Below are 13,149 nucleotides of genomic sequence, written 5' to 3' on the forward strand. Positions count from 1 at the left end.
GGCTTGGCCCTTGAAGTGCGGCTATTTCAAGGCTGGTTTTCTTCCATGATCGCGCGCCGGGCCTCGGAAAAGAACTGGCGGCGCAACAGCGCCACGATGATGATGACCGTACTGGCAATGAAGACATAGGGGCTGATGAACCAGCCGAGATAACCGATGGACAGAAAGATCGTCCGCAGGCCGTCATTGAAGTTCTTAGCAGCGATGATGTTCATCTTTATGACGTTTTCGGCCGCCCGCTCCGCTGCCTCGCGATCCGCGTTGACATCGTGGACCATGGGGATGGCGCCGAAAAGGATTGTGCAATAGTTGAACAGGCGGTAGGACCAGCCGAATTTGAAGAAGGAGTAACCGAAAAGACAGGTGAGCCCTATGACCTTCAGTTCGAAGGCCGTGCGCCCGGCATAATGCACGAAAGGCATGTCGCGAAACACCGATTCGACCTGTTCGGTCGCGCCCAGAAGAGCGAAACATCCACCGATGGCGAAGATGGAGGTGGAGGCGAAAAAGGCGGTGCCGTTCTGCAGGCCGGCCATGATCTGCGTGTCGATCATCTTCAGGTCGCGCTTCAGCGAATTCATAATCCAGTGGCGACGGCGCTCGGCCATGGCCTGATTGAGGCTGGCTCTCGAAAACAGCCTCGTTCCCGTCGTTACATGGGTATAGATGGCCCATAGCAGGATGAAAACGACGATCGAGATATAGTCCATGACGGTCATCACGGGCAGGCCACCTTACTGTTTGCGAATCTTCGAAAGCATATTGATTTGAAGGCCATGGCAAGGCAATGGCGGTGACTGCCGTCACTCGATATTCTCCTTCGGCGTTGCGGTTTCATCATTCGGTTTTTCGCTAACTTTCCGGTAACCAAGTCGCTTTATCAATCCACTTGCGGACGACAGGTCTGCCGGTTCCGGGTAAGGTTTTGCGTACCGGTTCCGCGTAAATCCCGGCACGGTCACCCGCCGATTGACAGGATGGCATTTCGCACCTAGCCTTTCATCAGGACCGGTGTTTCCGGTATCCGGGGTAATCAGGGCTTTCCATGTCCCGCATCCTGCGGGCAGGTCTTGTTTCTCCGGTCCGGTATCAGCGGCAGTCCGGCATGAACAACCGGGGGACGCCTTTTTCTACGAATCGTTCCCTTCATGACCGCCTGTCCCTGGCTTGCGTCACCGCAAAGATGCCGGTCCGATTCATTCTTTTCCTTCAGGTTTCCCATGACAGATAAAAACCGCTCCGTTTTCATTCTTGGCGGCGCGCGCTCCGGCAAATCGCGTTTTGCCGAGGAACTTGCGGGAAAATCCGGCGGACGCCTGCATTACCTCGCCACCGGGCGAGCATGGGATGACGAGATGCGCGACCGCATCAGCCATCATCAGGAGCGGCGCGGCGGGGAATGGACCACCCATGAAGCGCCGGTCGATATCGCCGCCGTTCTGCAGCGGCTCGACGACGCGGGAAATGTCATTCTCATCGACTGCCTCACCCTGTGGCTCACCAATCTGATGATGGAGAATGCCGATATCGAGGCTGCCTTCACCGCAGTTGAGGCGGCGATCATATCGTCGCAGGCGACGCTGATATTCGTCTCCAATGAAGTGGGTCTCGGCATCGTGCCTGAAAATCGCATGGCGCGTGAATTCCGCGATCACGCCGGCCGCCTGCATCAGCGAATCGCGGCAATTGCCGGCGAGGTCTATTTTGTCGCCGCCGGGCTGCCCCTGAAGATGAAGGGCTGAGACGACACCCTGGTCGATATCGCCCTGCGTTTTTTGCTTTTACGCAAATTCCTCTCGTAGAGCCGCGCCCTGTTTTGCCGGGGCTGCGACAGCTTTGCATTCTTGATCTGGATCAAGGTGGGCTTTCCCGCGCGGTGGCAATGCTCCAACCGACGCAAAGGCGCGTTCCCGCTCTCCCAGGCGCGTGCCGTGCCTTTCGTCGGTCGGCTTGCACGTTGGGGGAAACCAACAATGAATTACACGTTAGAAACCGCGATCGTGGCCCTCGGGGCCTTTCTCGCGTTGCTCGGGGCAGCCTTTGCCCATGACAGTCTTTTCGCTGCCCATATGTGGGTGCTGTTCTTTACACTTCTGGTCAGCACGGTGCTTCTGCTGCGCCGTGTCTCCTTTGCGCCTGTCGATCAGGCGGCGCGTGCGCGCCTCAAGTCGGAATATTTCGATGAGGTGGTGAAATACGGCGTCATCGCCACCGTGTTCTGGGGTGTCGTCGGTTTTCTGGTGGGTGTCGTGGTGGCGCTGCAACTCGCCTTTCCCGATCTCAACATCGCGCCCTATTTCAATTTCGGCCGCATGCGGCCGCTGCACACATCAGCGGTGATCTTCGCTTTCGGGGGAAATGCGCTGATTGCCACGTCTTTCTACGTGGTGCAGAGAACCTGTCGCGCGCGCCTCTTCGGCGGCAATCTCGGCTGGTTCGTGTTCTGGGGATATAATCTCTTCATCGTCATGGCCGCCACCGGCTACCTGCTCGGTATTACCCAGGGTCGCGAATATGCGGAGCCGGAATGGTATGTCGATATCTGGCTGACCATCGTCTGGGTTGCCTATCTCGTCGCCTTCCTTGGCACGATCTTCATGCGCAAGGAGCCGCATATCTATGTGGCGAACTGGTTCTACCTGGGATTCATCGTAACGATTGCCATGCTGCATATCGTCAATAATCTCGCCATTCCGGTCTCGTTCCTTGGCGTCAAGAGCTACTCGGCCTTTTCGGGCGTGCAGGATGCGCTGACGCAATGGTGGTATGGCCACAATGCCGTCGGCTTCTTCCTCACCGCCGGCTTCCTCGGCATGATGTATTATTTCATTCCGAAGCAGGTGAACCGTCCGGTCTATTCCTACCGCCTGTCGATCATTCACTTCTGGGCGCTGATCTTCATGTATATCTGGGCCGGCCCCCACCATCTGCATTATACCGCGCTGCCGGACTGGGCGCAGACGCTCGGCATGGTGTTCTCGGTCATGCTGTGGATGCCCTCGTGGGGCGGCATGATCAACGGTCTGATGACGCTTTCGGGCGCATGGGACAAGATCCGCACGGACCCTGTCGTGCGCATGATGGTGATGGCCGTTGCCTTCTACGGCATGGCGACCTTCGAAGGTCCGATGATGTCGATCAAGGCCGTCAATTCGCTCAGCCACTATACCGACTGGACCATTGGCCACGTGCATTCCGGCGCACTCGGCTGGAACGGCATGATCACCTTCGGCGCGATCTATTACCTGACGCCGAAACTATGGGGCAGGGAGCGTCTCTACAGCCTGCAGCTGGTCAACTGGCACTTCTGGCTCGCCACGCTCGGCATCGTCGTCTACGCCGCCGTCATGTGGGTGGCCGGCATCCAGCAGGCGCTGATGTGGCGCGAATATGATAGCCAGGGCTTCCTCGTCTATTCCTTCGCGGAATCGGTCGCAGCGCTGTTCCCCTATTACGTGATGCGTGCATTGGGCGGCCTGATGTTCCTCAGCGGCGCGCTGATCATGGCCTACAACGTCACGATGACCATCCTCGGTCATCAACGCGACGAAGGCGTCCGCAAGGATGCCGAAGTTTCGGCGCAGCCCGCCGAAACCCGTTCGCTGCAGCCTGCTGAATAAGGAGAGGCCGATGTCCATACTCGACAAACACGGCGTCATCGAACGCAACGCCACGCTGCTTCTGGTCGGCTCCCTGCTGGTCGTCTCGATCGGCGGCATCGTGGAAATCGCACCGCTCTTCTATCTCGAAAACACCATCGAGAAGGTGGAGGGCATGCGGCCCTACACGCCGCTGGAGCTGGCCGGGCGCAACATCTACATCCGCGAGGGATGTTATGTCTGCCACAGCCAGATGATCCGTCCGTTCCGCGACGAGGTGGAGCGTTACGGGCACTATAGCCTGGCGGCGGAATCCATGTATGACCATCCGTTCCAGTGGGGTTCCAAGCGCACGGGGCCGGACCTCGCGCGCGTCGGTGACCGCTATTCGAACGAATGGCACGTGCAGCATCTGGCCGATCCGCGCTCGGTGGTGCCGGAATCGATCATGCCGTCCTATGCGTTCCTCAAGACCACGCCGCTGAAGATCACCGACGTCTCCATGGAGCTGAAGGCCAACCGCGCCGTTGGTGTGCCCTATAGCGACGAGATGATCGAGAAATCCGCGGCCGATCTTGCCGCCCAGGCCGACCCGAATGCGGATTCGTCGGAACTCCTGGCGCGGTATCCCAAGGCGAAGGTGGGCGATTTCGATGGCGACCCGACCAAGCTTACCGAAATGGATGCGCTGGTCGCCTATCTGCAGATGCTCGGCACGCTGGTCGATTTTTCGACCTATGACGATGCCGCCGGATACCGGTGAGGAGGTGTAAGCCATGGAAACCTACACGGCCATGCGCCACTTCGCCGACAGCTGGGGCCTGCTTGCCATGACCCTGTTCTTCGCCGGCGTCGTCGTTTTCACCCTTCGCCCCGGCTCGAAGAAGGCCGCGGACGATGCCGCCAGCATTCCGCTCAAGGAGGACTAGGATATGTCCGAAAAACACATTGATGACATCAGCGGCGTCGAAACCACCGGCCATGAATGGGACGGTATCCGTGAGCTGAACAATCCCATGCCGCGCTGGTGGGTCTGGACCTTCTACTTCACGATCCTCTGGGCCATCGGCTATACCATCGCCTATCCGGCATGGCCGCTGATCAACGGGGCGACGCAAGGGCTGCTCGGTTGGAGCAGCCGTGGTGAGATCGCCGCCGAAATCGCCGATGCAAAACAGTCGCAGAGCGTTTTTGTCGACAAGATCGCCAAGTCGTCGCTTGCCGATATTCAGGCCGATCCGACCCTGATGCAATTTGCCCTTTCCGGCGGTGCGGCCGCTTTCAAGGTCAATTGCATTCAGTGTCACGGTTCTGGTGCGGAAGGCGGGCAGGGTTATCCCAACCTCAATGATGACGACTGGATGTGGGGCGGCAGCGTTGACGACATCTACACGACGGTGAAGCACGGCATCCGTTTTGCAGATGATGCTGACACGCGCGCGTCGGAAATGCCGGCCTTCGGCGATATTCTCAAGTCGGACGAAATCCGCGAGGTTGCGGCTTACGTCGTCAGCCTGACGGGAAAGCCCGCCAACCCGGCGCTGGTGGAACCCGGCAAGCAGGTCTTTGCCGACAATTGCGCTTCGTGCCACGGCGAGGATGCCAAGGGTAACCGCGAGTTCGGTGCACCGAACCTCGCCGATGCGATCTGGCTGAAGGCGCATGGAGAAGAGGGCATCGTCGCGCAGATCCGTTCGCCCAAGCATGGCGTCATGCCCGCCTGGGGTGAGCGCCTTGGCGATACGACGGTCAAGCAGTTGGCGATCTTCGTGCATTCGCTTGGTGGGGGCGAGTGAAGCAAGCGGAATGTAAAGAAGGGGCGCCGGGGAGGCGCCCTTTTTTATTGTTTAGATCAGGCGTTTTCCGCCCGTCCATCCGGATATTCGGCTGGTCCCTTCAACTCGATCTTGTTGCCGAAGGGATCACGGAAATAGAACGAATGTCCCATTCCTCTCGCGCCGCCGTGAAAGGCTTCCTGTTCTATCGTGACGTTAAATTTCGCCAGATGTGCGCGAAGTGCATCATGGTTCAGAGGACCGGTCGCTATGCAGATGTGATCGACATTACGTCCTCCGGCGACGGGCGGAGCAGCCTTTGTGCCACCGGGATGCGTGACATCCCACAGCACGATCAAGGCATTTCCGCACCAGACTTGTTCCATCCCGAGAGCAGGGTAAGAGTAACCATCCCTACACCCCAGCACGTTCCGGTAAAAATCGAGCGCCCGCATCATGTCGTCGACGATGAAGACGATATGATCGATACCGACCAACGAAAAAGGCGGCGTTGTCAAAGTCATGACGGGCTCCTGCCAATCAGTTTTTCGACCAGACTGCTAGTTCGTATCCATCCGGATCGGTGAAATGAAAACGGCGTCCGCCGGGAAACTCGAAAAGCGCGACGCTGATCTGGCCGCCGGCGGCCTCGACGCGGCGCTGGGCATCCTCGATATCGGCGGCGTAGAGAATCACGAGCGGCCCGCCTTTGGCCGAGACGGGTGCCGTGGTGGTAAAACCGCCGGTCAGCCGGCCGTCGGAAAACTCGCAATATTGCGGACCGTAATCCTTGAAGGACCAGCCGAAGGCGCCGCCGTAAAATTCCTTGCTGCGCTCGATATCGGTGACGTTGAATTCGACATAGTCGATCCGCCGGTCGTTTGTATTCGTGGTCATCGTTCCTCCATCAGTCCTTTTCGAGCAGCACCTTCAGCGTTTCGAGATCGGCCGTGATCGCTCTTGCATCCTGCTCGAAATCCTCGTCCGTCATGTCCTGAAGGCGAAGGAGGGTGAAACTCACCTCCGTACCGCTGCCGTTCGGCGTCACCCGTAGCGCGTTATAAACCTTGATGCCATCCGGCAATGTCACGACATGGTCGATGACGCCGAATTCGTTTGCGGGCGCAAAATTGACGCGCACCTCGCCAAGCGGTCCGCCCTCGGCGATCCAGTCCTCGCCATCGGATTTGAGGCCGCCCGCAAGGCCTGCGGCCCAGCTGGGCATGTTCTGCGGGTCGGAGGCGAAGTCGTAGACCTGGGCCCAGGGTTTTTCGATCGACAGATGAATGATTCTCGACTGCATGACAGGCATTTCATCCTCCCTTGGCGGCGCGTTCCCATACTGCGCCACTTTGTCGTCACTTGATGTAAGTCAAGGATGTTTCACCGGGGAGATGGGAGAAAGCAAGGAGATAAAAACGGACATCTTACCATGAACATCTATCGCGCCGGACAGGACAGCCCGCAACAGCCCGTCGAAAGGCTGGAGGCGGAAGCCGTCAATTCCGCAAAAACGCGCAAACCGCTCTACGAAGCCCGCAAGAAGATTTTTCCCAAGCGCGCGGAAGGTCGGTTCCGGCGGTTCAAATGGCTGGTGATGCTCGTCACCCTCGGCATCTATTATCTGACGCCGTTCCTGCGCTGGGACAGGGGGCCTTATGCACCCGATCAGGCAGTGCTGATCGATATCGCCAACCGGCGCTTTTATTTCTTCTTCATCGAAATCTGGCCGCAGGAGTTCTTTTTCGTTGCGGGATTGCTGGTCATGGCGGGGCTGGGGCTGTTTCTCGTCACCTCAGCCGTGGGGCGCGCATGGTGCGGTTATACCTGTCCACAGACCGTCTGGGTCGATCTGTTTCTGGTGGTTGAACGGGCGATAGAGGGTGACAGGAACGCCCGCATGAAACTGGACGCCGCGCCCCTTACATTCGGCAAATTGCGCAAGCGCGTGCTGAAACATGCGATCTGGCTGGTGATTGGCGTTCTGACCGGCGGCGCCTGGATTTTCTATTTCGCCGATGCGCCGACGCTGGCGATGCAGTTCATGACGGGACAGGCGCCGATGATCGCCTATTCGACCGTCGCCACGCTTACCGCCACCACCTATGTTTTCGGCGGGCTGATGCGGGAGCAGGTCTGTACCTACATGTGTCCCTGGCCACGCATCCAGGCGGCGATGCTGGATGAGAATTCGCTTGTTGTCACCTATAATGACTGGCGCGGCGAACCGCGCTCGCGGCACGCCAAAAAAGCCGCTGCGGCGGGCGAGAGCATCGGCGATTGCGTCGATTGCAACGCCTGTGTCGCCGTCTGTCCCATGGGCATCGACATCAGGGACGGGCAACAGCTGGAATGCATCACCTGCGCGCTCTGCATCGACGCCTGCGACGGGGTGATGGACAAGATCGGCAAACCGCGCGGGCTGATCGCCTATGCGACGCTTGCGGAATACCAGTCCAACATGGCGCTGGCGACCGGCAACGGTGCGCACGCCATCCGGCCTGCCAATGTGCGCGAGGAGGATGGCAGCTTCAGGAAGAGCATCCGCCACTTCAACTGGCGCATCGTCTTCCGGCCGCGCACGCTGCTTTATACGGCCATCTGGTCGGCGGTCGGCATCGGCATGCTGTTTGCGCTGGTGACGCGCGAGCGGCTGGCGCTCAACGTCCTGCACGACCGCAATCCGCAATATGTGCTGGAATCGAACGGTTCGATCCGCAACGGCTATACCGTGCGCATTCTCAACATGGTGCCGCAGCCGCGCATGATGAGCCTCACCATCGAGGGCATCCCGAATGCGGTGATGAAGATAAACGGCATGCCGGATACGGTCTCGCGCACTTTCAACGTTACGGTCGAACCGGATGAGGCGACGACGCTGAAGGTCTTTGTCACCCTGCCTGGCAAGGATGTCGCGCGAACGGCTGAAAATTTCGAATTCATCGTCAGCGATACGGGCGGCCATGAGACGGCCCGTTACGATGCTGTCTTCAACGCTCCGGGAGTGAAAAAATGACCGTGAACAATCGCCAGACATCCGGCTTCACTTTTACCGGCTGGCACATGCTCGGCGTCATGCTGCTGTTCTTCGGCACCATCATCACGGTCAACATGATCATGGCCTGGAATGCGGTGAACAGCTGGAGCGGGCTTGTCGTGCCCAATACCTATGTCGCCAGCCAGCAGTTCAACGCCAAGGCGGAAGCCGCCAAGGCACGGGCCGCGACTGGCATCAAGGGCAAGCTCGTGGTGGACGAAAAGACCGTACGCTATGAGGTTTTCCATCCGGATAAGGGGCCCGTCGATACGGATACGGTGACGGCGCATTTCCGCCGGCCGGTCGGTGAAAGCCAGAATTTCGACATGGAGCTCACCCCGCTTTCCACCGGCGTCTTCACCGGTGTGCATGACATGCTGCCCGGCCAGTGGATCGTCGAGGTCACCGCCGTCAAGGATGGCCGGATCATCGTGCATGAGGGGACGCGGATCGCCGTCATCAGGGGGCGCAAATGAGCTGCTGCGCACCGGGAACGGAAGGTTCGCTTCAGCTTGGCGAACCGGTCAATCCACCATCGTCGGAGGAATTGCTGCTGGCGAGCCGCGATCTGGGGCAGGGGCTGCGGCAGACTGATCTCAGCGTGCCGGATGTCTATTGCGGCGCCTGCATCACCACCATCGAAACCGCGCTTAGCCGTCTCCGCCAGGTGGAGCGGGCGCGCGTGAACCTGTCGTCCAAACGCGTCGCAATCGTCTGGAAGGAAGAGGTCGATGGCGTCAGGACCGATCCTTCCGATCTCGCCCGCGCCATTCTTTCGACCGGATATCGCACGCATCTTTTCGCCAGCGGTCAGGATGCTTCCGACGCCTTGCGTTCGCAATTGATCAGGGCGGTGGCGCTGTGCGGTTTTGCCTCCGCCAATATCATGCTCCTTTCCGTCTCCGTCTGGTCAGGCGCGGATGCGGCGACGCGCGACATGTTCCACTGGATTTCGGCGATGATCGCCGCGCCGGCGCTGATCTATGGTGGCCGCTTCTTTTACCAGTCGGCCTGGAATGCGCTGAAACACGGCCGCACCAATATGGATGTGCCGATTGCGCTCGCCATCACGCTCTCCTATGCCGTTTCGCTGTGGGAAACGATCCATCACGGTGAACATGCGTGGTTCGACGCGACCGTGTCGCTGCTGTTCTTCCTGCTGATCGGCCGCACGCTTGACCATATCATGCGCGACAAGGCGCGTTCGGCCATTGCCGGGCTTGCAAGGCTTTCGCCGCGCGGCGCGACCGTGATCGGTGAGGATGGAACGCGGGAATACCGCCAGCTTGCCGATGTCCAACCCGGAATGTCGATAACGATTGCCGCCGGGGACCGTGTGGCGGTGGATGCCGTGGTCGTCTCCGGCAGCAGCGATCTCGACATGTCCATCGTCAACGGCGAAAGCGCACCGCGCCGCGTTACGGCAGGTGACAGCCTGCAGGCCGGTACGCTCAACCTCACCGGTTCGCTGATCGCGCGGGTAACCGCCTCGGCAAAGGAGTCCTTCCTGTCGGAGGTGATCGGGCTTATGGAGGCGGCGGAAGGCGGCCGGGCGCGGTATCGGCGCATCGCTGATCGCGCCGCGAGCTATTATTCGCCCGTCGTGCATCTTCTCGCGCTGGTGACATTTCTTGGCTGGGGCTTTTTCGGCGGCGACTGGAAACAGGCGATGCTGATCGCCATAGCGGTTCTCATCATAACCTGCCCCTGTGCGCTTGGCCTTGCCGTTCCCGTCGTGCAGGTGGTGGCGGCAGGCAGGCTCTTCCGGCACGGCATCATGGTCAAGGAAGGCTCGGCCATGGAGCGGCTGGCCGAAATCGATACCGTGCTGTTCGACAAGACAGGCACCCTGACCGTTGGAAAGCCGAGACTGGTCGAGACAGGTGATGTGAAGCCGGCCACCATGGCGATTGCTGCGGGGCTTGCCGCCCATTCGCGCCATCCCCTCTCGAAAGCCCTGTATGCCGCCTATAACGGCGCCATGACGACCTATGAGGCAGTGCGGGAAATTCCCGGCTCCGGCGTTGAGGCTGAGACGGAAGCCGGAACCTACCGGCTCGGCAATCGCCGTTTCGCCTGCCCGGATGACGACGCGGGCGTCGACAATGGCGATGCGCGGTCGGAAGTCGTGCTGTCCCTTGACGGCCGGCATCTGGCGAGCTTCGGCTTCGAGGACAATCCGCGCGCAGGTGCAGTTGCGGCATTGCGCAGCCTCTCAGTGCGGGGCCTTGCGCAGGAAATCGTCTCGGGTGACCGGGCGGCGGCTGTCAGCGCCATGGCGCAGCGGCTGGGGATCGGCAACTGGAGTGCAGACCTTTCGCCGAGGGACAAGGCGGCGCGCTGCGCTGCGCTCGCCGGCGAGGGTCGCAGGGTGCTGATGGTGGGAGACGGCATCAACGATGCGCCGGCGCTTGCCGCCGCCCATGTTTCCATGGCGCCCGCCACCGCCGCCGATATCGGCCGGCAGGCCGCTGATTTCGTGTTCATGCAGGAGGATCTCGATGCCGTGCCCTTTGCGATCGAGACGTCGCAGCGGGCCGGAAGGCTCATCCGGCAGAACTTCGCTCTCGCCATCGGCTATAATGTCATCGCCGTGCCGATTGCGATTGCCGGTTATGCGACGCCGATGATCGCGGCCATCGCCATGTCGACATCCTCGCTGATCGTCGTCGCCAATGCGTTGCGTCTTGCCGGCACGGCTGAAACCGTGCGTCCTCGGAACAACGTAAAAACAGGATATGCGGGAGAGGGGGCGCAACTGGCATGAACATGCTGATCTATCTCATTCCGGTCGCGCTGTTTCTGGGGGCGCTCGGCCTTTTCGCCTTCCTCTGGTCGGTGCGCTCTGGCCAGTATGAGGATATGGACGGGGCCGCCTGGCGTGCGCTGGATGACGGCGACGACCGACCCCGGCGATCATAGGAGGCGAGGTGGGCCTGTCGTTTAGAGCCGGCTCTGACCTGTCGCAAATATGCAAAGCTGATTTGCGTCATCAAAATTTAATCGTTTCAGTCGCGGCTAGCCTTGCCGTTTGTTCATTACAGTGCCACAACACGACCACCTTAAAGCAAGATGGAGGCACATCCGTGGAACAGGCAGAAATCGGTTTGATCGGTCTCGGCGTCATGGGCTCGAACCTGGCGTTGAACATCGCGGAAAAGGGCAACAAGATTGCCGTATTCAACCGAACCCCTGAAGCGACGAAAAAATTCTACGCTGAAGCCGGGGACTTGCAGGGACAGCTGATCCCCTGCGAAACCATCGAGGAATTCGTCGCCGCCATTCGTCCTCCGCGCCCGATCATCATCATGATCAAGGCTGGTGACCCTGTCGACCAGCAGATGGAAATCCTTAAACCCCATCTTTCTAACGGCGACATCATGATCGATGCGGGCAATGCGAATTTCCGCGATACGATCCGCCGTTTCGACAATCTGAAGGATAGCGGCCTGACCTTTATCGGCATGGGTGTTTCCGGCGGCGAAGAAGGTGCCCGCCATGGACCGTCGATCATGGTTGGCGGGACCGAGGATAGCTGGAAGCGTGTCGAGAAGGTGCTGACCTCCATTTCCGCCAAGTACAACGATGATCCGTGCGTGGCATGGCTCGGCAATGACGGCGCCGGCCATTTCGTCAAGACGATCCATAACGGCATCGAATATGCCGACATGCAGATGATCGCCGAAATCTACGGCATCCTGCGTGACGGCCTTGGCATGAGCGCAGTCGAAATCGCCGACGTGTTCGCCGAATGGAACAAGGGCCGCCTGAACTCCTACCTGATCGAAATCACCGAGAAGGTTCTGCGCGCCGCCGATCCGATCACCGGCAAGCCGATGGTCGATCTGATCCTCGACAAGGCCGGCCAGAAGGGCACCGGCAAGTGGTCGGTCATCGAGGCGCAGAACATGGGCGTCGCCGCAACCGCCATCGAGGCGGCTGTGGCTGCCCGTATTCTCTCCTCGCAGAAGGACGAGCGCGAAGCTGCCGAGAAGATCTTCGGTCTACCGACCGTTGCACCGGCACCCGCTGACAAAAAGGCCTTCATCGCCGATCTCGAAAGCGCGCTTCTGGCCGCCAAGGTCGGCGCCTATGCGCAGGGCTTCGCCATCATGTCGGCCGCATCGAAGGAGTTCAACTGGAACCTGCCGATGCCGACGATCGCCCGCATCTGGCGCGCCGGCTGCATCATCCGCTCGGAATTCCTCGATGAGATCACCTCGGCCTTCACCAAGGACCCGCATGTGGCCAACCTCATCGTGACGCCGGCCTTCTCCGGCATCGTCAAGGATACCGACGCACCGCTGCGCCGTGTTGTTTCCTATGCCGTTCTCTCCGGCCTGCCGGTTTCGGCACTGGCTTCGGCGCTTGGCTATTTCGACGCCTATCGCCGTGGTCGCGGCAGCGCCAACCTCATCCAGGCGCAACGCGACTTCTTTGGCGCACATGGTTTCGAACGCACCGACGGCGTCGACAAGCCGCATGGCCCGTGGGGCAGCGGCGCCGATATCTTCTGATCGGCTGAAACTATAAACGACAAAAGGGTCGGCTTTGAGCCGACCCTTTTTGCTTGGTGGATATGTCGAAACCTCTCCTTCGTCATTCTCGGGCTTGACCAGAGAATCCACAGCCCATTGCGATCAATGGATCCTCGGGTCAAGCCCACTGCTGTCCGGTTTAAATTTGGTGGACATGGCGCACGGTGTTGATTCTACTCGTATTCGAGCGTTTGGCGACG

Annotated in this window: 14 protein-coding genes; 10 read left to right on the plus strand and 4 right to left on the minus strand. The window is 59.9% G+C overall.

Annotated features, from left to right (window positions below; genetic code table 11):
• Positions 1 to 26 precede the first annotated feature (26 nt).
• Positions 27 to 719 (minus strand): DUF599 domain-containing protein, encoded by a 693-nt coding sequence (locus tag V6R85_RS22965; protein WP_003502819.1) that lies wholly within the window; start codon positions 717 to 719, stop codon positions 27 to 29.
• Between the two features lie 501 nt (positions 720 to 1,220).
• Here V6R85_RS22965 and cobU point away from each other — a divergent pair.
• The 5 genes from cobU (at position 1,221) to ccoP (ending at position 5,395) form a co-directional block, all read left to right on the plus strand.
• Positions 1,221 to 1,742 carry a bifunctional adenosylcobinamide kinase/adenosylcobinamide-phosphate guanylyltransferase gene (gene cobU, locus V6R85_RS22970; protein WP_111834418.1) on the plus strand — a complete coding sequence of 174 codons (522 nt, stop codon included), beginning with the start codon at positions 1,221 to 1,223 and terminating at the stop codon, positions 1,740 to 1,742.
• A 231-nt stretch (positions 1,743 to 1,973) separates the two neighbouring features.
• Positions 1,974 to 3,620: a cytochrome-c oxidase, cbb3-type subunit I gene (ccoN, locus tag V6R85_RS22975; RefSeq protein WP_060725810.1), complete on the plus strand. Its 1,647-nt coding sequence runs from the start codon at positions 1,974 to 1,976 to the stop codon at positions 3,618 to 3,620.
• 10 nt (positions 3,621 to 3,630) lie between these two features.
• Positions 3,631 to 4,362: a cytochrome-c oxidase, cbb3-type subunit II gene (gene ccoO, locus V6R85_RS22980; RefSeq protein WP_031234438.1), complete on the plus strand. Its 732-nt coding sequence runs from the start codon at positions 3,631 to 3,633 to the stop codon at positions 4,360 to 4,362.
• A gap of 13 nt (positions 4,363 to 4,375) precedes the next feature.
• A complete protein-coding gene (locus tag V6R85_RS22985) occupies positions 4,376 to 4,528 on the plus strand; it encodes a CcoQ/FixQ family Cbb3-type cytochrome c oxidase assembly chaperone (protein WP_003502810.1) in 153 nt (50 codons plus the stop codon).
• Between the two features lie 3 nt (positions 4,529 to 4,531).
• Entirely contained in the window at positions 4,532 to 5,395 is an 864-nt protein-coding gene (ccoP, locus tag V6R85_RS22990; protein WP_003502808.1) for a cytochrome-c oxidase, cbb3-type subunit III, read from the plus strand.
• Between the two features lie 56 nt (positions 5,396 to 5,451).
• On the opposite strand, the gene V6R85_RS22995 is transcribed toward ccoP, so the two are convergent.
• From V6R85_RS22995 to V6R85_RS23005, 3 genes are read right to left on the minus strand one after another with little or no spacing between them, the layout of a single operon-like run.
• A complete protein-coding gene (locus tag V6R85_RS22995) occupies positions 5,452 to 5,898 on the minus strand; it encodes a VOC family protein (RefSeq protein WP_003502805.1) in 447 nt (148 codons plus the stop codon).
• A gap of 16 nt (positions 5,899 to 5,914) precedes the next feature.
• Positions 5,915 to 6,271, minus strand: a complete 357-nt coding sequence (locus tag V6R85_RS23000) for a VOC family protein (RefSeq protein ID WP_003502804.1) — start codon at positions 6,269 to 6,271, stop codon at positions 5,915 to 5,917.
• A 10-nt stretch (positions 6,272 to 6,281) separates the two neighbouring features.
• The gene (locus V6R85_RS23005) at positions 6,282 to 6,686 is read right to left on the minus strand and encodes an SRPBCC family protein (RefSeq protein ID WP_060725811.1); all 405 of its coding nucleotides are present in this window, start codon (positions 6,684 to 6,686) and stop codon (positions 6,282 to 6,284) included.
• A gap of 120 nt (positions 6,687 to 6,806) precedes the next feature.
• Here V6R85_RS23005 and ccoG point away from each other — a divergent pair, with 120 nt between their 5' ends.
• The 5 genes from ccoG to gndA all read left to right on the plus strand — a co-directional run bounded on the left by ccoG (position 6,807) and on the right by gndA (position 12,928).
• Positions 6,807 to 8,390: a cytochrome c oxidase accessory protein CcoG gene (gene ccoG / locus V6R85_RS23010; protein WP_111834417.1), complete on the plus strand. Its 1,584-nt coding sequence runs from the start codon at positions 6,807 to 6,809 to the stop codon at positions 8,388 to 8,390.
• On the plus strand, positions 8,387 to 8,887 hold the full coding sequence (locus V6R85_RS23015) for a FixH family protein (protein ID WP_111834416.1): 501 nt from the start codon (positions 8,387 to 8,389) through the stop codon (positions 8,885 to 8,887). Before ccoG ends, V6R85_RS23015 begins: the two co-directional genes overlap by 4 nt.
• Positions 8,884 to 11,178, plus strand: coding sequence for a copper-translocating P-type ATPase (locus V6R85_RS23020; RefSeq protein ID WP_111797806.1), 2,295 nt, complete (start codon positions 8,884 to 8,886; stop codon positions 11,176 to 11,178). Before V6R85_RS23015 ends, V6R85_RS23020 begins: the two co-directional genes overlap by 4 nt.
• Complete coding sequence (gene ccoS / locus V6R85_RS23025; RefSeq protein WP_003502794.1) at positions 11,175 to 11,333, plus strand: cbb3-type cytochrome oxidase assembly protein CcoS; 159 nt, start codon at positions 11,175 to 11,177, stop codon at positions 11,331 to 11,333. Before V6R85_RS23020 ends, ccoS begins: the two co-directional genes overlap by 4 nt.
• A gap of 164 nt (positions 11,334 to 11,497) precedes the next feature.
• Positions 11,498 to 12,928, plus strand: a complete 1,431-nt coding sequence (gene gndA, locus V6R85_RS23030; RefSeq protein ID WP_003502791.1) for an NADP-dependent phosphogluconate dehydrogenase — start codon at positions 11,498 to 11,500, stop codon at positions 12,926 to 12,928.
• Positions 12,929 to 13,149 lie beyond the last annotated feature (221 nt).

This window comes from Agrobacterium sp. CCNWLW32 (assembly GCF_037083425.1).
GTDB lineage: Bacteria > Pseudomonadota > Alphaproteobacteria > Rhizobiales > Rhizobiaceae > Agrobacterium > Agrobacterium radiobacter.

Bases quoted from the DNA above. Each gene is read 5' to 3' on its own strand.
- ccoG (WP_111834417.1), top strand. From the start codon at position 6,807: ATGAACATCTATCGCGCCGGACAGGACAGCCCGCAACAGCCCGTCGAA.
- V6R85_RS23020 (WP_111797806.1), top strand. From the start codon at position 8,884: ATGAGCTGCTGCGCACCGGGAACGGAAGGTTCGCTTCAGCTTGGCGAA.
- V6R85_RS22995 (WP_003502805.1), bottom strand. From the start codon at position 5,898: ATGACTTTGACAACGCCGCCTTTTTCGTTGGTCGGTATCGATCATATC.
- V6R85_RS23000 (WP_003502804.1), bottom strand. From the start codon at position 6,271: ATGACCACGAATACAAACGACCGGCGGATCGACTATGTCGAATTCAAC.
- ccoN (WP_060725810.1), top strand. From the start codon at position 1,974: ATGAATTACACGTTAGAAACCGCGATCGTGGCCCTCGGGGCCTTTCTC.
- V6R85_RS22985 (WP_003502810.1), top strand. From the start codon at position 4,376: ATGGAAACCTACACGGCCATGCGCCACTTCGCCGACAGCTGGGGCCTG.
- ccoP (WP_003502808.1), top strand. From the start codon at position 4,532: ATGTCCGAAAAACACATTGATGACATCAGCGGCGTCGAAACCACCGGC.
- V6R85_RS22965 (WP_003502819.1), bottom strand. From the start codon at position 719: ATGACCGTCATGGACTATATCTCGATCGTCGTTTTCATCCTGCTATGG.
- ccoO (WP_031234438.1), top strand. From the start codon at position 3,631: ATGTCCATACTCGACAAACACGGCGTCATCGAACGCAACGCCACGCTG.
- V6R85_RS23005 (WP_060725811.1), bottom strand. From the start codon at position 6,686: ATGCCTGTCATGCAGTCGAGAATCATTCATCTGTCGATCGAAAAACCC.
- V6R85_RS23015 (WP_111834416.1), top strand. From the start codon at position 8,387: ATGACCGTGAACAATCGCCAGACATCCGGCTTCACTTTTACCGGCTGG.
- ccoS (WP_003502794.1), top strand. From the start codon at position 11,175: ATGAACATGCTGATCTATCTCATTCCGGTCGCGCTGTTTCTGGGGGCG.
- cobU (WP_111834418.1), top strand. From the start codon at position 1,221: ATGACAGATAAAAACCGCTCCGTTTTCATTCTTGGCGGCGCGCGCTCC.